The following is a 19,840-nucleotide window of genomic DNA, read 5'->3' as shown; positions in this document are numbered from 1 at the left end:
CTACTGCGCCTCCTGGTCGCTGTCCGGGACCCGTGCGGCCCACATCGGCGGCCGCTCCGTCCGTAGCCGGCCCTTCACGTTCTGCCGGGCGGGCCGCTCGCCATGGCCCCGCAGCGCGATATGCAGCCCGTCCCACAGCGTGCCGTCGGTCCGGTCCCGCGGATCGGGGTCGATCAACACCACACCGATCACCGGAATGCGCTGGTCCGCGAGCTGCCGCGCCACGGTGTGCAGCCATGCGGCGCTGCCGTGCCCGGCACGCACGACGAGCACGGTCCGGGTGCCGAGGTACTGGAGGTCGGTCCACGCCGTGCCGGGCGCCACCGAGCCGACTCCGAGCCGGCGCTCCTGATCCGGCATGGCCGCGGCCTGCTCGCCGCTGACCACGGCCGGGTCTCCTGGCTTCGCGCGGCGGCCCGCGAGCTGCGGGCCGGGCAGACCATCGACGATGACCACCGGGCCGTCCGCCGCCAGTGCCCCGGCGACGTCCAGGGCGATCGCGCTCGTGCTGCGCGCACAGCCCAGCTCCAGCAGCGACACCGGTTCCGCACAGTCGCGCACGGTGCGGGCCAGGGACGTGGTGAGCCTTGTCCGGGCCGCCCGGGTGCGTCGGCGCTGCCACAGCCCGCCCGTCCGGCGGGGCAGCTCCGCGATGACCGAGGCGCCGAGGTTCGCCGCGATCTCCCGGCGCAGCACGGGGCGGTCCGCCACCACCGTGCCGACCGCGGCCAGCGCGAGCCCGAGGACGAGCCCGAGGACGAGCCCGACCGCGGCGTCGGTGACGGCGGCCTTGGGCAGGGAGTACCGCACCGCGCGCGGGGCGTCCACGATCTGGGTGCCGGAGACGACCTGGGGTGTGCCGGTGCGCGCCTCCGCGGCGCGCTGGTCGAAATCGGCGATCCGCGAGTTGAGTTCGGCGCGGCGGGCGAAGAGCGACTCGGTGCCCGCCGACGCCTTCGGATCGCTGTCCGGCGATCGCTCTCCGATCTCCTTGTTGACCCGGGCGAGCTCGCCCCGCATGCGGTCACGCTGATCGAGCAGGGCCTTGGCTTCGGCCTTCGCGGTTTCCCGCATCCGCCGCACATGGTCCGCGACGAACGTGTCGGCCAGCGCCTTGGCGCGGGCCACCGCTTGCGCGTCGCTGTCGCCGGTCACGGTGATCTGGAGCAGGTTGTTGGTCAAGCCGGTACCCCGGTAGTCCTGCATGAAGTCCTCGGGTTTTTCCGGGGACTTGAGGGACTGGAGGGCCTTGTCGGCGATCCGCGTGGTCTGAAGCAGTGCGACGTCGGTACGGATCAGCGTTCCGGTGTCGTTCGGCTGGTCCTCCTTGTGCGCGACCAGCACCTTGGTCACCGCGGTCGGCGGCGGCGGAAGCAGGACCGCCACCGCCGCGCCGGCCAGCAGCCCCAGCAGCGCCAGGGAGCACCACAGGCGGCGGCGCCTGCGCACCGCCACCACCAGTGCCTGGAGGTCCAGCAGCGGAGCGGAGGCCGACGACTCCGAAGTCTTGCTCGTCGTCACACCGAACCTCCCGGCGCGTGGCCGCGAGCCGTGAGCGCGGGTGTGGCGGCATCCCGGGGAGGGCCGGCGGACCGTGCCGGACGGGCCCGGACCGTGGCGGCGACGACGATGCCGACGACCTCATGCCTCGCGTCCGCACACGCCTCGGCGACGTCGGCGAGCTCCTCCGCGGTCCGCGTGCCCGCGCTGAGCACGACCAGGGCACCGGACTCGGCGTCGCGGTCCGGCACCACCGGCTGGGACACCGAGACCGCCACCACCCGCAGCATGGGGTATCCCCTGCTCGAAGAGGTCGGGGAAGCATCGCTCTCGGCCTCGGCGACGAGCTGTCCGGCGGCCCGGCGGGCGACCTCGTCGCCGTCCGGGACGACAACCAGCAGCCGCCGGGGGCCCGGCAGTTGGTCCCGGAGGCGGGCGCACACCCGCCGGTAGCGGAGCTGCCTGCTCGCCTCGTCGCCGGACGTCCGCGGGGTCGGCAGGTCCCACCGGATGTCGACGCCCAGCAGCCGGCGGATCCGGGCCCGCGGGCCACGGCCTTCCGGCCGCCGCGCCCGCCGTTCACCGGGTACGTCGACGGTGCCCAGCAGCGGGGAGCCCAGCGCCGCGGCGATCTCCGGTCCGGTGCGCGGTCGGCGGCTCACCCGTGCGGCGGCGAGATGGCCGATGACCGCGATCAGGAAGAACAGCAGCGCCCCGGCGACGATGAACTGCGTCCTGGTCGGCGCCGCCTCGCCGGTCGGCCGGGCCGCCGGCCCCATGACGACCATGGTGCCCCTGTTGGTCGCCGGGTCGGCCTCGTCCAGCTTTTTCACTGCCTCCTGAAGCGCGGTACGCAGCTTCGCCAGCTCGGTGCGGGCCTGCACGCCCTCCACGGTCCGCCCCGGATCGGCCGCCTCGGCCAGGTCGGTGATGCGGCGGTTGGTCTGCACCACCATCTTCCGCAAGTCCTCGGGCCCGGCCGCCGTACCGGGGTCGGTGTTGTCGCCCGCGAGCCGCGCGGCGAAGGTGACGAACTGCTGGGCCACCTGGTCGGAGAGCTGCCGGGCACGCTCCGGGGTGTCGGCCGTACCCGAGATCTTGATGATGTTTCCGTCGGCGGCCTTGGCGCTCACCCGATCCCGCAGCCCGCTGCCGCCGACCCCGGGCCAGCCGAGTGTGGCGGCCACCCGGTCGACCACCACCGAACTGGTCGCGATCTCCGCCTGGGTCAGCAGCTCGCGCTCCTCCCACTGCCCCGGCAGCAGTACCGATGCCGACGTGGTGTACCGCGGCGGAAACAGCAACGAGGTGCCGTAGCCGACGAGCGCACCCACCACGGCGAGGACGGTGAGCAGCCGCCAGCGCCGACGGAGCATCCGCCCGATCGTGACCAGGCGTATCGTGTCATCGCTCAACGGTGCGGCCTCTTCCTCGGCCGCACCGGGTCGCCCGCCGACACCGGAGTGTGGTCGCGGCAGGCGGCGGCGTAGGCGGCGAGCAGCGACGCCTGCGAGTTCCGCCAGGAGAGCGGCCCGCCGATCCGCTCCTGGCCGATCTTCCCCATCCGGGCCCGCTGCTCCGGATCGTCGAGGAGCAGCGCGATGAGCCCCGCGAACGCGGCCTCGTCGTTGGCGGGCGCGTAGACGGCGGCGTCACCGGCGGAGACGCGCGCCTCCTTCAGGTCGAACGAGACGATCGGCCGGCCCATCACCATGTACTCCAGGACCTTGTTCATGGTCGACACGTCGTTGAGCGGATTGCGCGGGTCGGGGGAGAGACACACATCCGCGGTGGACAGATAGCGCACCAGGTCGGCGTCCGGGATACGGCCGGTGAACCGCACCTGCTCGGAGAGCCCGAGCCGCCGGGACAGCTCCACCATCGCGTCGAAGGCGTCGCCGGCGCCGACGAACACCGCATGCCAGTCGGTCCGTCCGAGCTCGTCGCGCAGCTTCGCCAGGGCCCGCAAGGCGTAGTCGACGCCGTCCTGCGGGCCCATGACGCCCAGATAGCACAGCAGATGGGGCTTGCCGCGCTTCAACTCCGGTTCGGGCGGCACCGGTTGGAACCGGTCGGTCCGAGGCGCGCTGCGCACCACGAAGACGTCCTCAGGCCGCTTTCCGCCACGGCGCAGCGCGACGTCCCGGTAGCTCTCGTTCGTGGCGAGCACGATGTCCGCGGCCCGGTAGGTCCGCCGTTCCAGCGCGCACACGGCGCGGTAGAGCAGGTCCTCGCCGCGGTTGAACCGGGAGAGGTACAGCTCGGGTACCAGATCGTGCTGGTCGAAGACGAACCGCGCGCCGCGCCGCTTCAGCCACCACGCCGCCAGGAACAGCAGGTCGGGCGGATTGCAGGCGTGGACCACATCGACCGGGCCGACCTTGCGGGCCAGCCGGGCCGTATGCCACAGCGCCGATCCGTACTCCCGCAGATACCCGGCCGGTCCTCCGGTGGCCGCGCGCAACGGGTAGCGGTGGATCCGCACCCCGTCGATCTCCGCCTCGGGCTCCGTGTCCCGCTTGTCCCCCCGGGGACAGATGACGTGCACCTCCCAGCCCGCCTCGCGCAGCGTCGTGCACTCCTGCCACACCCGCCGGTCGAACGGCACCGACAGGTTCTCCACCAGGATCAGCGCGCGACGGTTCAGCGCGCCACCGCCGGTCGTGTCACCAAGCAAGGCCCATGTACCCCGGTTCGGCCCGGCGCGCCTCGGCGTCGGGAAGGCGGATGAGATCGACAAGCACCGGACCGTCGCCCTGCGGCAGCGCCGACAGCACGTCCGGATCCCTGGTCCCGACCAGGCACACCTCGGCGTGCTCCAGCACCTCGCCGACGGATTCCGCGAGCAACTGCGCGAGATGCGGCAGCCGGTTCTCGATGTACTCGCGGTTCGCCCCGATCAGCCGGGAGAGGTTGACGTTGGCGTCGTAGATCCGCAGGTCGTAACCCTTGCCGAAGAGCCGCTCCGCCAGTTCGACGAGCGGGCTCTCGCGGAGATCGTCGGTGCCGGGTTTGAAGGACAGCCCGAACATGCCTATCCGGCGCTTGCCGGTGCGCTCGACCAGGTCCACCGCGCGCTGGAGATGGTCGGAGTTGGAGGGCAGTACGTGGGCGAGAATGGGAACCGAGACATCGGCCCGCTGCGCCGCATAGACCAGGCTGCGCAGATCCTTGGGCAGACAGGAGCCGCCGAAGGCGAAGCCGGGCCGCAGATAGGCGGGGCTGATGTTCAGCTTGCGGTCGGCCAGGAACACGTCCATCACCTGGTGCGAGTCCACCCCGAGCGCCTGGCACACCGAGCCCAGCTCGTTCGCGAAGCCGATCTTGAGGCCGTGGAACGCGTTGTCCGCGTATTTGATCGCCTCGGCCGTCGGGACCGGCACCCGGAACACCTCGCCGGGCACGCCGTCGTACAGCGCCATCACCGCGTCGCCGCTCGCCGGGTCGAGCTCGCCGATGACGGTCTTGGGCGGGTCGAAGAAGTCCCGCACGCTCGTGCCCTCGCGCAGGAACTCCGGGTTGACCGCGACCCCGAAGTCCACCCCGGCCGTGCCGCCGACGTTCTTCTCCAGGATCGGCACCAGCAGGTTCAGGCAGGTGCCCGGGAGCATGGTGCTGCGGAACACGACGGTCTGCCGGCCCCCGTGCCCGGCCCCCTCGGCCAGCGCGGCGCCGATCTGCTCGGTGACCCGCTCCAGATATGTGGTGCACAGGCTGCCGTTGGGCTCCGACGGCGTGCCCACGCAGACCAGCGACACCTCGCTGTTCCTGATCGCCTCGCGGACGTCGCCGGTGGCGCGTAACGCTCCGGTCCGCACGACCTCGGCGATGAGCTCGCCGATCCGCTCCTCGACCACCGGCGCCTTGCCGTCGTTGACCAGGTCCACCTTCACCTGGTTGACGTCCACCCCGATGACCTCGTGCCCCATGCCGGCCAGGCACGCGGCCGATACACAGCCCACGTAGCCGAGCCCGAAAACGCTGACTCTCATGCCCCGTCTCTCCCCCCAGGCAGGCCCTCGCGGCCTGCGGTCCGCGCGCCGGTCGGTCGACCTGCGCGCATCAATAGGCCCCCTGCCCGTGCAGCACCGCACGCAGCGTCTTCCACAAGATCACTGTGTCCAGGGCCAGCGACCAGTCCTCCACGTACCGCAGGTCGAGGCGGACCGCCTCCTCCCACGGCAGGTCGCTGCGCCCGCTGATCTGCCACAGACCGGTGAGCCCGGGCTTGACCAGCAGCCGCCGCCGGATGTCCGGGCCGTACGCGGCGGACTCCTCCGGCAGCGGAGGCCGCGGGCCGACGAGCGACATCGATCCGGTGAGCACGTTGAAGAGCTGCGGAAGCTCATCGAGCGAGTACCGGCGCAGCACCGCTCCCACCCGGGTCACCCGCGGATCCCGGCGGACCTTGAACAGCAGACCCGCGCCCTCGTCGCGGTCGGCCAGCTCCGCACGTGCCCCGTGGGCCCCGGCGACCATGGTGCGGAACTTGAGAATGGTGAACTCGCGGCCGTCCTTGCCGACTCTGCGCTGGCGGTAGAACGCCCCACCCCGACTGTCCACCAGCACAAGCAGTCCGACGAGCGCCATCAGCGGCGCGAACAGCACCAGCAGGACCGCCGCGCCCACCCGGTCGACAACCCCCTTGATCGCCCGGCGGCCCCCGGTGAAGGTGGGCATGCTGACCCGCAGCAGCGGGATTCCGAGCACCGCGTCGACGTGCAGCCGCGGCCCGGCCACCTCCATCAGCACGGGGGCCACGACCATCTCGGCATCGCTGCCCTCGAGATTCCAGGCCAGCCGCTGCAACCGGTCCGGTGACCAGTGCGGATCCGGTGTGACCGCGACGACACGGTAGCCGTCGTGGCGGACGTGCTTGGCGACGTCCGTCAGCCGGCCGACGACCCGCACTCCGTCCAGGTGGTCACTGTCGGGCCCGCGACCGTCCGTCGTGCACACCGCCTCCACCCGCCAGCCGAGGTGCGGGAACTTGCGGGTCCGGGTGATCAGATCGCGCACGGTGGCCGGGCTCCCGGCAGCGAGTACCGGTCTCAGACACCGTCCTTCCTTGCGCTGTTTGTGCAGCCAGAGGCGGAGCACATACCGCGCGGTCATGGTGATCAGCGCGATCGCGGGGATCGCGACGAAGATCCAGAGCTTGATGTTGCGCGAGGTCAGAGCGATCCCGCCGAGCGCCAGGACGACGGTCGCCGTGAACAGTGAGCGGCCGAGCCGGCGGAATTCCTCGGCGCCCTGGCCGAGCACGGCCGGAGCCCATGACCGGCTCACCGCAAGCGCCCCCAGCACCAGCAGCTCGGTGCCGAAGGCGAGAATTCCCCACTTCTCGTGCCAGTTGGCCGCGTCCCGGGCCCCGAAGAAGTTGCCGATTGCCGCCACCACGAAGGCGGTGGCCACGGTATCGCTGGTGATCACGGTACGGCGGTACCGCTGCTCCCAGTTGCTCGCGGGCCGGCTGACTGCCCCGTTCGCCAGACGCCCGCGCACTGACGAAAACGGGCTGACTAATCCCCCTCGCCGCACAGAACCCCCCCAGGTCCCCAGTGGTTCGACGTGTTCGCCTAACACTGTTCCTCCCCCTCGGGAGGCCCCCCCTCCCGCACTGTTCCTCCCCTCGGGAGGCGTTCCTCCTCGCGGGAGGCCCCCGCCCCCGTGAGTGACATCCCGGATAGCGCAGCGCTACGTGGACACCCGAGACCCCACCCGGACGGGTGCGGACTCGCATGTCTTGCCAGACGCTGGAGGTGCGTGGGAACCCGTCGAAACCTCGGGTGCTCCCCACACCCAAGGCCGCCCCTCTCGGGCTCCCGAGAACTGACCAACCCCACGTCCGGCACCCGGGACGCGCCTGCTGGCCGCCCGTAGCGCCGGAGTTGTAGATCATTATTTGTCGCTCGTGTCCAACATGTGAAGCACGGGTCAATCTAGAACATGAGGGCCTGTCTGAAGAAGAGTTGTGTGCAATTTGTGCTCAAAGTTTGAAGCCGGATCCACCGAACGGTGACTGCCCGCGGGGTCTTGGCGCCGAAAACGGGCCTTGTGGCCTGTGATGACGGGAGTTCTCCGGGCTGCCGGCACCGGGCAACCCCGAGGCGTCTGTCCACACATCCAGCCTCTGTGTGCACTCCTCTACGTCGATGGCGGTGCGATGAGTTACCGCCGCGGAGTGATGTGAGGTGCTGCGCGTCGCTTCCGGAGTACTACTGCCTCGCGGTGATCACCGGCGCCAGCGCCGGGATCGGCGCCGCGATCGCACACCGTTTCGCCGCTGCGGGTGCGGCGGTCGCTCTGCTCGGCCGGCGATCCGGGCTGCTGGACGACCTCGCCGCGACCCTGCGGGCGGAACACTCCGCCGAAGTCCTCCCGGTCGCGGTCGATGTCGCCGGCCCCGCCGCGCTGACCGCCGCCGCGTCGACGATCCGTGCCACCCTGGGCCGTCCCGATCTGGTCGTCGCCAACGCGGGGGTGATGCTCGGAGCGCCGTTCGACGAGGCGGATACGGCCGAGTGGGACCAGATGATCGATGTGAACCTTCGCGGTCTGCCGGCGACCGGCCGGGTCTTCATCGCGGACCTGCTCGCCGCGGCCGAGGCCGGACGGGTCGCGGACCTGGTGAACCTCGGCTCGACCGCGGCGGAAGTGATTTTCGCCGACTACCCGGTCTATGGCGCGACCAAGGCGGCGGTCACCCAGCTCACCCGCAACCTGCGTGCCTCTCTCGGCCCTCGCGGCGTACGGGTGCGGTCCGTCGACCCGGCCTTCGCCGTCACCGAGCTCGGCTCCGACATGACGCACGAGGCCACTCGGGTCGGGCTGGACGAGATGCGGTCGGCCATCACGACCATCACCGCGGAACACGTGGCCGATGCCATCACGTTCTCGGTGGCGGTACCGGGCCGGGTCGACATCGCCGAGCTGACAGTGGTTCCCACTGAGCTCGGCTGAGAACGGCGGGTGGGCGCCCTCGGCGCGGCCTTCCGCCGGGACACGATGCGGTGGCCGGTCAGGCGGTGGCGGGGGTCATCGGTCGCTCGGGCTGTGCCGGGATCCGGCGGTGAATGTCCTCGAGCAGGGCCCGCATCGCCATGCGGAAGATCTCGGCCTGGTGCTCGCCGATGAAGGAGGTGTGTCCGAACACCTCCAGGACGACCATGCCGTGCAGATGGCCCCATGCGCCGAGCAGGAGCGCGGTCGCCGGGGGCGGCAGGGTTTCCGGGCCGTGCGGAAACAGGGGTTCCAGATGTGCCTCAAGAGCCGGCGAGAGCCCCCGGGTGTCGGCCGCGGCCAGTTGTGCCGTGGTGAACCCGTCGAACATCTCGTACTGGAATATCTCGCACATCCGGCGCATCGCCTGCGTGGTCGGGCCGTCGTGGGGCGCCGCGTAACGAGGCAGCGGCGCTCCGTAGAGCAACTGAAATCGCTCGACGTGGGTGATGGCCCATCGGCGATAGCCCTCGGTGGCGGCCATGAACCGCACCTCGGCCGATTCGTCCGCCGCTGTGTCGACGGCTGCCGTCACGGCGTCTGCCAGGTCCCGGTACGCCTTGGTGACGAGCATGGTGAGGAGGGCGTCCCGGTTGGGAAAGTAGTGGTAGAGCCCCTGGACCGTCATGCCCAGGTTGCGGGCGACGCCCCTCAGGGACAGGGCGTGCGGCCCGTGTTCGGCGATGTAGCGCTCGGCGGCCTCCACGATCTCCTGGGTGGCGACGGCCCGGCGCCGCTGGCGCAGGGATGGCACAGCCGTCGTATACGGGTCAGCGGACATGCGGCGATCCTACGACGGCCCCTCCGACGAGGTATCGGAATGCGGCGCCACGTTGAGACGCCGAACATGGCGGCCCGAATTTCCTCACAGGTGTCAGGTAAATCTCCTACTGCTCAAACGGCGACGGTCTCACTAGCGTCGTGCTCGGCGACGAAGAGCGCGGCACCGCACCCCCTCTGACGGGGTGAAGGGGCTCTGTGACGCATTGCGTCGGCTCCTGCCTGGCTCCTGCCCGGCCGACGCCCCTCGCCTATTTCGCAGAACGCACTGAAGGAGATCCTCCGTGTTCGAACGTATGGCCGAGCTGGCGATTCGCCGGTCCCGGCTGGTGCTCATTGTCGCCGTTGTGGCCGTGGCTCTTATGAGCGCGGTAGGTGCGGGTGCCTTCGACAAGCTGAAGGGCGGCGGCTTCGACGACCCCGCCTCCCCGTCCACCCGAGCGGCGGAAGTCATCGACGACAAGTTCGGCGGAGAGACGAACCTGGTCCTGCTGGTCCGCTCCGCCAAGGGGCGCGTCGACACCCCCGCCTCCCGCGAGAGTGGCCGGGCCCTGGTGGCCGACCTCAAGCAGGAGAAGGAGCTCAGCAACGTCGTCTCGTACTGGGAGACGAACAGCCCCGACCTCCGTTCCAAGGACGGCCGCGAAGCCATGGTGCTCGCCCATGTGACGGGCGACAGCACGGAGCAGCGGGACAACGCCCAGAAGATCCTGGACGCCTACACCGGCACCTACGAGGACAGCCTCACCGTCCAGGCCGGAGGAGGCGCCGCCGTAGGTGCCGGGCTGTCGAAGCAGGTGGTCGACGATCTGGTCCTCGCCGAGGCGATCGCGATACCGCTGACCCTTGTACTGCTCCTGTTCGTCTTCGGCAGTGTGGTCGCGGCCCTGCTGCCGCTGGCCATCGCGGTCATCGCGGTCATGGGCTCGTTCGCCCAGCTCTTCCTGCTCGGCAGCGTCACCGATGTCGCCGACACCGCGACCAACCTCACCACCGCCCTGGGCCTCGGACTGGGCATCGACTACGCCCTTTTGATGGTCAGCCGCTTCCGGGAGCAGCTCGCGGCCGGGGTGAGCGTGGACGACGCCGTCCGGCGGACGGTGCACACCGCGGGCCGCACCGTCGCCTTCTCCGCCGCCACCGTCGCGGCGGCCCTGGCGGCACTCCTCGTGTTCCCGCAGTACTTCCTGCGCTCGTTCGGCTTCGCCGGAGTCGGTGTCGTCGCCATCGCCGCCCTGAGCACCCTGTTCGTGATGCCGGCCCTGCTGAAGGTGCTGGGGCACCGGGTCAACAGCGGGCGGCTGCCGTGGGTGAAGTCGCGGCGCGCCGGTGCCCACCAGGTGCCTCTGTGGGGACGACTGGCGCGCGCCGTCATGCGGCGGCCCGCGCTCACCGCACTGCCCGTCCTCGCCGTGCTGCTGTTTGTGGCGAGTCCCCTGCTGAACATCACCTTCGGTACGCCGGACGAGCGCGTGCTGCCCGAGGACGCCGAGAGCCGCCAGGTCTCACAGGTCCTTCGGACAAAGTTCGGCGGCAGTGACGACTCTGCCCTCCACATCGCCATCGACCAGGCCGTGGACAAGGCCCCGCTGGCGTCGTACGCGGGCCAACTGTCCAGGCTCGAGGGCGTCGAGCGGGTCGAGACCAGTACGGGGACCTACACCAAGGGACAGTCCGCGGCGACCGGCCCGGCCAACTCCGCCTTCGGCAGGCCCACCGCACAGCGGATCAGCGTGGTGAGCGGCCTGACACCGAAGTCGGACGCGGCCCAGAGTCTGGTCGAGCAGGTGCGCTCGGTCACCCCGCCCCCCGGGACCCACCCCCTGGTCGGGGGAACGGACGCGGTGCTCGTCGACGCCAAGGATTCCATCGCCGACAAGCTCCCCGTGGCCGTGGCCCTGGTCGTCCTCACCACGTTCCTGCTGCTCTTCCTGTTCACCGGCAGCATCGTGCAGCCGCTGCGCGCACTGCTCCTCAACCTGATCAGCCTGGGCGCCACCCTCGGCGTGATGACCTGGATCTTCCAGGACGGCCACCTCTCCTCACCGCTCGGCTTCACCGCGCAGCCGATGGAGGTGTCGATGACGGTGCTGATGTTCTGCATCGCCTTCGGCCTCTCGATGGACTACGAGGTCTTCGTCACCAGCCGGATCAAGGAGCTGCACGACCACGGGGCCGACAACGAGACCGCCGTGGTCAACGGTCTGGGCCACACCGGACGCATCGTCAGCGCGGCTGCCTTCCTGCTCGCGGTGAGCTTCTTCGCCTTCGGCACCGCCAAGATCAGCTTCATGCAGATGTTCGGTCTCGGCAGCGGACTGGCCGTCCTCCTCGACGCCATCGCCGTCCGCGGTGTCCTCGTCCCCGCCGCGATGCGTCTGCTCGGGAAGACGGCCTGGTACGCGCCCGGCTTCCTGCGCGAGCTCCATATGCGGTACGGCCTCGGCGAAGGCGGCCCCGAGCCGACATCCGCACCCGGACCCGTGGCAGCGGCTCCGACCCGCACCGAGGACTCGGCCAGGGTCTGACCAGGGCCTGTATCGGATCCGTGGGCACAGCCACTCGCTCATGTCCGCTACGGGGGAGGGCGCCCGTAGCGGACCGCGAGTGCGTCGTGTCCCGTGGCCACGGTCCGGGGTGGTGCTAGCGGCTGATCGTGTCGAGGGTGGCGTCGAGGTCGGTGGTGCGGGGCCGGTTGTGGGGCAGTTTGGCAAGCAGCATGGCCATGCCGCAGGTGTCGGTGAGTGCGGAGAAGACCAGGCCGCCGCCGATGGCGGCGGACAGCCAGCGGGCGGGGCGGTAGCGGGTGCCCAGGGCGAGGCCGGTGACGACGAGGGAGCCGGCGGCGAGGCGGACCTGACGTTCCATGGGCCAGGCGGCCTTGGTGGTGCCGTCGCGGTGGACGGGGTGGCCGTGCTGGATCCAGGCCGTGGTGCCGCCGGTGAGGGTGGCGGCGGGGATACCGGCGGCGGCGAGCCGTTCGCAGGCGGTGGTGGAGCGGTTGCCGGAGGCGCAGACCATCAGCAGCGGGCCGCGGACGGCTGCGGCCTTGAGGGCGGGCAGGGCGATGTCGAGGTGGTCGAGGGGGATGTTGTGGGCGCCGGGGAGGCGGCCGGAGGCGTATTCGCCGGGGGTGCGGACGTCGATGACGGTGTAGTGGTGCAGTTCCTCGGCGGCCTGGGCGGGGTGGAGGGCGGTTGCGGTGTGCATGGGGCGGACGTTCCTTCTCGGTAGCTGTGCCGAACGGACTAGAATACCTGCGGGGGTATCGATAGCAGGAGGCAGTGTGGAGCTGGAGATGGCGGCCGACGAGCTGAAAGGTGTGCTCAACCGGCTGCGACGGGCTCAGGGGCAGATCGCCGGGATCATCAAGATGATCGAGGACGGCCGGGACTGCGAGGACGTGATCACGCAACTGGCGGCGGTGTCCCGGGCGCTGGACAGGGCGGGGTTCGCGATCATCGCGACGGGTCTCCAGCACTGCGTGGCCGAGGGCGGGCAGCCGACCGCGGACCGGCAGCAGATGCGGGCGCGGCTGGAGAAGCTGTTTCTCTCCCTCGCCTGAGGTGTGGGTCGTGCTTGCCTGAGGTGTGGGTCATATCAGGGCGTCCGGCGGGGCGGTCGAGGCCGACCCGGACCAGTTCCCGCTGGGCGGCAGCGATCTGCCCGGGGGTCTCGGCGAGGAGGGTGACGGGCTTGCCCCAGGGGATCAGCCACGCCAGGTAGGTGGCGAGCTTGCCCGCGCCCTCGAAGTTGAAGGTGCCGGCCACATGGCCCTCGGCGAAGGCGACCCGGCTGCGCAGGTCCACCACCCATTCACCCGCCGCCAGCCGCCCGGCGATCTGTGCGGCGTCGGCGGGCTCGGGCGGGGTGAGGTCCACGGGTGCGGGACCGGCGGCGTTGGCCGGGCCCATATGCGTGTAATAGGCGGGCACGTCCTCCAGCCCGGCCAGTGTGCGGGCGACGAAGGTGTCCACGTCCAGGGTGAACGCGTCGTTGTTCGCGCGCTCCTCGCCGATCGTGGTGGCGTCCCCCCTCCGCCTGGGCGGACGAGCAGAAGCTGCCGACCCCGTGCGTCGGCAGCACGGGCACCTCGTCGTCGAGTTCATCGGCGAGCCGGTGGACGGAGGCGTGCTGGTCGCGCGCCAGGTGCTCGGTCAGCCGGGGTGCCACCAGGTCCGGGCGGCCCACCGAGCCGATCAGCAGCGAGCCGCCGGTGAAGACCGCCACCCCCCCGGCCGTCCTCCGTCAGCAGGTAGGAGGTGTGGTGCGGGGTGCGGCCGGGAGTGGCGATCGCCCGCAGCGTCAGGTGCCCGTCCACGTCCATCGTGTCACCGTCGGTGACGGGAGTGCGGGCGTAGGAGACCTCCGCGGCGGCCGGGACCAGGTAGCGGGCGCCGGCCAGCCGGGCCAGTTCCAGGCCGCCGGTGACGTAGTCGTTGTGCACATGCGTCTCCGCCACATACGCGATCCGCACCCCCCCGCCGGGCCGCGGCGGCCACCACCTGATCCACGTCGCGCGGCGGATCCACGACGACCGCGGCACTCGGACCGCCGGCCAGATAGCTGCGGTTGCCCAGGCCCTCGAACTCCAGGGTGTCGACGAACAACACGGGTATGACTCCTCTCCGTAAGGATTTACCCCCGGGGGTATCTGCTCCGCACTCTAACAGAGGTACCCCTGGGGGTATTTATTCGGGCGGAAAGCGCCTACGGCCGCTGTGAGACCGACCACAGGGTCCGGCGCCCGTCGGATGGCGCCGCCGGGCCGTGAGCGAGGCCGGAGAATCCGCCTCCCATCAGGCGCGATACAACAGGGACGGCGGCGATTGGCGGCGGCGCGCCACCCTGCCGCGCGGCCACGGGCCCGGACCACCGACGCCCCGGAAGACGAGCGGCTCCGGTTAACGCTGGGTAAACTGCCTGTTCGGCGTATGCGGGCGTCGGTTCGACCGGAGGGGGCGGAACATGTCCGTCCGGCCACCGGTGCCCGCGATTCGAGCCGGCCGCTGGACGGCCGAGCCGAGTGGTCGCCCTCGCGGAAACCATCAGCCGCGAGCGGGTGTTCGGGACCCGGCTCAGTGTGGAGCCGGATGGCAGAGGCCGATGGTCCGGGTCGACCGGGCGGTGTCGCCGAACATTCGGTTCACCGACTGCGGAGAGGCCGGATGGCCGTAATAGACGAGTCCCAAGCACTGATCGACGAGCCCCGAGCACTGATCGACCCGCTGCTCGCGCCCGGCGAGGAGGGGCCCGCGGCACCGCCCGCCCTCTTCCCCGGACACGGCGCCCACGCCGAGCGCACCCTCATGGACGTCCTCGGGGAGACGGCCCGGCGCCACCCGAACGCGCCCGCCGTCGACGACGGTACGGCGGCACTCAGCTACCGTGCGCTCCTCGCCGAGGTGGAGAGGGTACGGCTGCGGCTGGTCGAGGCGGGCCTCGGCGTCGGTGACCGGGTGGGCATCCGAGTCCCGTCCGGGACCGCCGATCTGTACGTCGGGATCCTCGCCGTGCTGGCCGCCGGCGCGGCCTATGTGCCGGTGGACGCGGAGGACCCGGACGAGCGGGCCGAGCTGGTCTTCTCCGAGGCCGCGGTGAGCGTGGTCCTCGGCGACGGGCTCGAGATGACGGTGCGCGCCGAGCCGCACGGCGTCCCCGGCCGCCCGGGGCCCGGCGACGACGCGTGGATCATCTTCACCTCCGGATCGACCGGCAAGCCCAAGGGCGTCGCCGTCACCCACCGCAGCGCGGCCGCGTTCGTGGACGCCGAGGCCGGGCTGTTCCTGGCCGATGAGCCCATGGGGCCGGGCGACCGGGTGCTGGCCGGGCTGTCGGTGGCCTTCGACGCGTCCTGCGAAGAGATGTGGCTCGCCTGGCGCAGCGGCGCCTGCCTGGTGCCGGCGCCCCGGTCGCTGGTGCGCACGGGCGTCGACCTCGGCCCCTGGCTGGTCGAGCAGGAGATCACCGTGGTCTCCACGGTCCCCACGCTGGCGGCGCTGTGGCCGGTGGAGGCGCTGGACGACGTACGGCTGCTGATCTTCGGCGGCGAGGCGTGCCCGCCGGAACTGGCCGAGCGGATGGCGGTCGAGGGCCGCGAGGTGTGGAACACCTACGGTCCGACCGAGGCCACTGTCGTCGCGTGCGCCGCGCAACTGACCGGCGAGGGCCCGGTGCGGATCGGGCTGCCGCTCGCCGGCTGGGAGCTGGCGGTCGTGAACGCCCGGGGCGAGGCCGTGCCCATGGGCGAGGTCGGCGAGCTGGTGATCGGCGGGGTCGGGCTGGCCCGGTATCTCGACCCGGCGAAGGACGCCGAGAAGTACGCCCCGCTGCCGTCGATGGGCTGGCCGCGGGCGTACCGCAGCGGTGACCTGGTGCGCGCCGAGGAGGAGGGGCTGCTGTTCGTCGGCCGAGCCGACGAACAGATCAAGCTGGGCGGCCGCCGGATCGAGCTGGGCGAGGTGGACTCCGCGCTCCAGGGGCTGCCGGGCGTGGCGGGCGCCGCGGCCGCAGTGCGGACGACCAAGGCTGGCCACCAGTTGCTGGTCGGCTATGTCGTGCCCGAGGACACCGGTACCGGCTTCGACCAGGCGGACGCGCTGGAGCGGCTGCGGCAGGCGCTGCCCGCCGCGCTGGTGCCGCTGCTCGCGGTGGTCGGCACACTGCCCACCCGTACCTCCGGCAAGGTGGACCGGGCGGCGCTGCCCTGGCCGCTGCCGGGCATCGGCACGGACGCTCCGGCGGACGAGCTGACCGAGACCGAGAGCTGGCTCGCCGAGCTGTGGGGCGAGGTGCTGGGCACCCCGGCGGGCCGGCCGGACGCCGACTTCTTCGCGGCCGGCGGTGGCAGCCTCGCCGCCGCCCAGCTCGTCTCGCGGATCCGGGACCGCTACCCCAGCGGATCGGTCAGCGACATCTACCAGAACCCGCGGCTTGGCGCGCTCGCCCGGACGCTGGAGGAGTCGGGCGGCGAGACGACGGCACCGCGCACCGTACGGCCCGCGACCAGGCGTACCGGTGTCGCGCAGACGCTGCTGATGCTGCCGCTGCTGACGGTCGCCGGGCTGCGCTGGGGCGTGGCCGCGGCCGCGGTCTTCAATGCGCTGAACCTCGTCGGTGCCGCCCCTTACGCGCCCACCGTCTCCTGGTGGTGGATCCTGCTCGGCTGGCTGTTCTGCGTCTCGCCGCCCGGCCGGATCGCGATCGCCGCGGGTGGTGCGCGGCTGCTGCTGCGCGGTCTGAAGCCGGGGACGTACCCGCGCGGCGGCGGCGTCCATCTGCGGCTGTGGACGGCCGAGCGGCTGGCCGAACTGAGCGGTGCCACCGGCCTGTCCGGCAGTTGGCTCACCCACTACGCCAGGGCGCTGGGCGTGCGCGTCGGCGACGATGTCGATCTGCACGCGCTGCCGCCGGTGACCGGGATGCTCAAGCTCGGCAAGGGCAGCGCGGTCGAGCCCGAGGTCGATCTGTCCGGCCACTGGCTGGACGGCGACTGCTTGCGGATCGGCCGGATCCGGATCGGCGCGGGCGCCACGGTCGGCGCCCGCAGCACGCTCTTCCCCGGCGCCCGGATCGGCAAGCGCGCCGAGATCGCCCCGGGGTCCGGGGTGACCGGTGCGGTGCCCGCGGGGCGCCGCTGGGCGGGCGTGCCGGCGGCCAAGTCCGGCAAGGCGGCGCACCGCCGGCCCGAGGGCCGGCCGGTCCGCACCCGCCGCTGGGCGTTTGTGTACGGGCTCACCTCGCTGGGGCTGAGCCTGTTGCCCGCACTGGCGCTGCTGCCCGCGCTCGCCGTCATCACGCTGTTCGTGCGGGGCACCCGCGACGCGGGCACGGCGCTGCTCCACGCGCTGGCCGCCGTGCCGCTCGCGACGGTGACCGGAATGGTGTGCTATGCGCTGTTCGTCCTGGCCGGGGTGCGGATGCTCGGCCTCGGCCTGCGCGCGGGTCACCATCCCGTCCACGGCCGGATCGCCTGGCAGGCATGGGCCACCGAGCGGTTGATGGACATGGCGCGGGTGCATCTGTTCCCGCTGTACGCCAGCCTGTTCACCCCGGTGTGGCTGCGGGCGCTCGGCATGAAGGTCGGGCGCGGGGTCGAGGCGTCCACCGTGCTGGCCCTGCCGTCGATGACCACCGTCGGCGACGGCGCGTTCCTCGCCGACGACACCATGGTCGCCTCCTACGAACTGGGCGGCGGCAAGCTGCGGATCGCGGAGTCGCGGGTCGGCAAGATGGCGTTCCTCGGCAACTCGGGGATGGCCGTGGGCGGCAGTTCGGTGCCCAAGCGCGGTCTGGTCGGTGTGCTGTCCGCCGCGCCCAGGGGTGCCAAGGCGGGCAGCTCATGGCTCGGGATGCCGCCGATGAAGCTGCCGCGGGCGGCCGAGGAGGGCGACCAGAGCCGTACCTACCGTCCGGCGCGGCGGCTGAAGTGGGCCCGCGGCGCGGTCGAGCTGTGCCGGATCGTCCCCGTGATGGGCGGCGCGGCGCTCGCGGTGCTGGTGCTGGCCGCCTTCGGGACCCTCGCCGCACGGTGGGGATTCGCCGCGGCCATGGCGGCCGGCGGGGTGCTGCTCCTCGCGGGCGGTCTGGTCGCCTGCGCCGTGGCGGTGCTGGCCAAGTGGCTGCTGATGGGCCGGTTCCGGGCGGCCGAACGCCCGCTGTGGAGCTCGTTCGTATGGCGCAACGAGCTGGCGGACACCTTCGTGGAGGTGCTGGCCGTCCCCTGGCTGGTCGGGGCCATCTCCGGTACCCCGCTGATGAACTGGTGGCTGCGGGGGCTCGGCGCGCGCATCGGGCGCGGGGTGTGGTGCGAGACGTACTGGCTGCCGGAGGCCGATCTGGTACGGATCGGCTCGGGCGCCAGCGTGAACCGGGGATGTGTGGTGCAGACCCATCTCTTCCACGACCGGATCATGCGCATGGACCAGGTGGTGCTGGAGGAGGGCGCCACCCTGGGCCCGCACGGCATCGTGCTGCCGGGCGCCACGGTCGGCGCGTGTGCCACGGTGGGTCCGGCGTCGCTGGTGATGCGTGGCGAGACGCTGCCCGCGGGCACGTCGTGGCTCGGCAACCCGATCGCGGCGTGGAAGCCGGAGAAGGCGCGGGACATGCGGAAGACGGAGGGTACGGCGAAGTGAGCAGGGGCAAGAGCGGCCGGGCGCAGGCCGCGCCCGGCGGCGTGGCGGGGGCGGACCGGTCCGGTGACTCGTATCTGCCCGGGCACGGCAACGGCGGCTACCGGGTGACCCATTACGACCTGGAGCTGACCTACCGTCCGAACACCGGCCGGCTCTCGGGCCGCGCGCGGATCTCGGCGGTCGCCGAACCGGTCGCCGAGCAGGTCGCCGAGCCGGGCGCCGCCGGCGAGCCGCTGTCCGGGTTCAGCCTCGACCTCGGCGCGTTCCGGGTCGACGGGGTGCTGGTCGACGGGGCCCGCGCGGCCCGCTACACCCACCGGGCGGACAAGCTGCGCATCCGCCCGGCGCGCCCGCTGCCCGCCGGGGCGCCGTTCACCGTGGAGGTGCGGTACGTCGGGGTGCCCCGGCCGGTGAAGACCCGGCACTGGGGTGACCTGGGCTGGGAGCAGTTGGAGGACGGGGCGCTGGTGGCGGGCCAGCCGATCGGCGCGCCGTCCTGGTTCCCGTGCAACGACCACCCGGCCGACAAGGCGTCGTACCGGATCGAGGTGACCGCGCCGTCGCCGTACACGGTGATCGCCCCCGGGACCCTGGACTCGTGCACGGTCAGCGCCTCCACCACGACCTGGGTGTACGAGCATCCGGCGCCGATGTCCAGCTATCTCGCCACCGTCCAGATCGGCCTTTACGACTTGGTCGAGCTGACCGACGCGGCCGTGAGCCCGGTGCTCCAGCGGGCGGCGGTACCGCCGCGGCTGCGCGACCGCTTCGACCACGACTTCGCCCGCCAGCCCCGGATGATGGCCGCCTTCGAGGACCGCTTCGGCCCGTATCCGTTCGACGAGTACGCCGTGGTGGTGACGGACGACGAACTGGAGGTGCCGGTCGAGGCCCAGACCCTCGCCATCTTCGGCGCCAACCATGTCGACGGGCAGCGCGGCTGTGAGCGGCTGGTCGCCCATGAGCTGGCCCACCAGTGGTTCGGCAACAGTCTGAGCGTCGCCGACTGGCGCCACATCTGGCTGAACGAGGGCTTCGCCAAGTATGCCGAGTGGCTGTGGTCGGAAGCCTCCGGCAGCGTCCCCGCCGCCGTCATCGCGGCCCGCACCAGGGCCAGGCTGGCGGATCAGCCGCAGGACCTGCTGGTCGCGGACCCGGGCATGCCGCGGATGTTCGACGACCGGGTCTACCAGCGGGGCGCACTGACACTGCACGCGCTCCGTACGGTCCTCGGCGACGACACGTTCTTCGCGCTGCTGCGGGAATGGACGGCCACGTACCGCCACGCCACCGTCACCACCGAGGAGTTCACCGCTCTCGCCCGCCGCCGCGCCACACAGCCTCTCGACGCACTGTTCACCGCCTGGCTCCACACCCCGCGCCTGCCGGAACTCCCCGGCCCCAGGTGATCGGCCCCAGAC

General features: G+C 71.8%; 12 protein-coding genes and 1 pseudogene. 5 read left to right on the top strand and 8 right to left on the bottom strand.

Annotated elements, in window-relative coordinates; genetic code table 11:
- The 5 genes from ACK1X7_RS09780 to ACK1X7_RS09760 all read right to left on the bottom strand — a co-directional run bounded on the left by ACK1X7_RS09780 (window position 1) and on the right by ACK1X7_RS09760 (window position 7,041).
- A complete protein-coding gene (locus ACK1X7_RS09780) occupies window positions 1-1,521 on the bottom strand; it encodes a Wzz/FepE/Etk N-terminal domain-containing protein (protein WP_390792492.1) in 1,521 nt (506 codons plus the stop codon).
- Entirely contained in the window at window positions 1,518-2,915 is a 1,398-nt protein-coding gene (locus ACK1X7_RS09775) for a Wzz/FepE/Etk N-terminal domain-containing protein (protein ID WP_385140311.1), read from the bottom strand. The genes ACK1X7_RS09780 and ACK1X7_RS09775 overlap by 4 nt, the downstream gene beginning before the upstream one ends.
- Window positions 2,912-4,177, bottom strand: coding sequence for a glycosyltransferase family 4 protein (locus tag ACK1X7_RS09770; RefSeq protein ID WP_385140308.1), 1,266 nt, complete (start codon window positions 4,175-4,177; stop codon window positions 2,912-2,914). The genes ACK1X7_RS09775 and ACK1X7_RS09770 overlap by 4 nt, the downstream gene beginning before the upstream one ends.
- The gene (locus tag ACK1X7_RS09765) at window positions 4,167-5,492 is read right to left on the bottom strand and encodes a nucleotide sugar dehydrogenase (RefSeq protein ID WP_398160645.1); all 1,326 of its coding nucleotides are present in this window, start codon (window positions 5,490-5,492) and stop codon (window positions 4,167-4,169) included. The genes ACK1X7_RS09770 and ACK1X7_RS09765 overlap by 11 nt, the downstream gene beginning before the upstream one ends.
- A 70-nt stretch (window positions 5,493-5,562) precedes the next feature.
- Window positions 5,563-7,041, bottom strand: a complete 1,479-nt coding sequence (locus ACK1X7_RS09760) for a sugar transferase (RefSeq protein ID WP_413114961.1) — start codon at window positions 7,039-7,041, stop codon at window positions 5,563-5,565.
- A gap of 648 nt (window positions 7,042-7,689) precedes the next feature.
- Here ACK1X7_RS09760 and ACK1X7_RS09755 point away from each other — a divergent pair.
- A complete protein-coding gene (locus ACK1X7_RS09755; RefSeq protein ID WP_413114960.1) occupies window positions 7,690-8,463 on the top strand; it encodes an SDR family oxidoreductase in 774 nt (257 codons plus the stop codon).
- Window positions 8,464-8,521: 58 nt separating this feature from the next.
- On the opposite strand, the gene ACK1X7_RS09750 is transcribed toward ACK1X7_RS09755, so the two are convergent.
- Window positions 8,522-9,283, bottom strand: a complete 762-nt coding sequence (locus tag ACK1X7_RS09750; RefSeq protein WP_385140296.1) for a TetR/AcrR family transcriptional regulator — start codon at window positions 9,281-9,283, stop codon at window positions 8,522-8,524.
- A 283-nt stretch (window positions 9,284-9,566) separates the two neighbouring features.
- On the opposite strand from ACK1X7_RS09750, the gene ACK1X7_RS09745 reads away from it, so the two are divergent.
- A complete protein-coding gene (locus ACK1X7_RS09745) occupies window positions 9,567-11,810 on the top strand; it encodes an MMPL family transporter (protein WP_413114959.1) in 2,244 nt (747 codons plus the stop codon).
- A 115-nt stretch (window positions 11,811-11,925) separates the two neighbouring features.
- On the opposite strand, the gene ACK1X7_RS09740 is transcribed toward ACK1X7_RS09745, so the two are convergent.
- Entirely contained in the window at window positions 11,926-12,492 is a 567-nt protein-coding gene (locus ACK1X7_RS09740; RefSeq protein ID WP_385140290.1) for a rhodanese-like domain-containing protein, read from the bottom strand.
- Window positions 12,493-12,568: 76 nt separating this feature from the next.
- On the opposite strand from ACK1X7_RS09740, the gene ACK1X7_RS09735 reads away from it, so the two are divergent.
- Window positions 12,569-12,847 carry a metal-sensitive transcriptional regulator gene (locus ACK1X7_RS09735; protein WP_385140287.1) on the top strand — a complete coding sequence of 93 codons (279 nt, stop codon included), beginning with the start codon at window positions 12,569-12,571 and terminating at the stop codon, window positions 12,845-12,847.
- Between the two features lie 46 nt (window positions 12,848-12,893).
- Here the strand turns inward: ACK1X7_RS09735 and ACK1X7_RS09730 are convergent.
- Window positions 12,894-13,895, bottom strand: a pseudogene (locus tag ACK1X7_RS09730) (MBL fold metallo-hydrolase); the annotation flags it as partial.
- Between the two features lie 555 nt (window positions 13,896-14,450).
- Between ACK1X7_RS09730 and ACK1X7_RS09725 the strand changes: the two are divergent.
- Together ACK1X7_RS09725 and ACK1X7_RS09720 are read left to right on the top strand one after the other, a co-directional pair.
- Window positions 14,451-18,419, top strand: a complete 3,969-nt coding sequence (locus tag ACK1X7_RS09725; RefSeq protein ID WP_413114958.1) for a Pls/PosA family non-ribosomal peptide synthetase — start codon at window positions 14,451-14,453, stop codon at window positions 18,417-18,419.
- Entirely contained in the window at window positions 18,416-19,828 is a 1,413-nt protein-coding gene (locus ACK1X7_RS09720) for a M1 family metallopeptidase (RefSeq protein ID WP_398160657.1), read from the top strand. The genes ACK1X7_RS09725 and ACK1X7_RS09720 overlap by 4 nt, the downstream gene beginning before the upstream one ends.
- Window positions 19,829-19,840: the final 12 nt, after the last annotated feature.

Source organism: Streptomyces sp. CY-1 (assembly GCF_047218265.1).
Classification (GTDB): Bacteria; Actinomycetota; Actinomycetes; order Streptomycetales; family Streptomycetaceae; genus Streptomyces; species Streptomyces niphimycinicus.
Note: the sequence above shows the minus strand (reverse complement) of the source record. Positions and strands in the feature narration are given on the sequence as shown.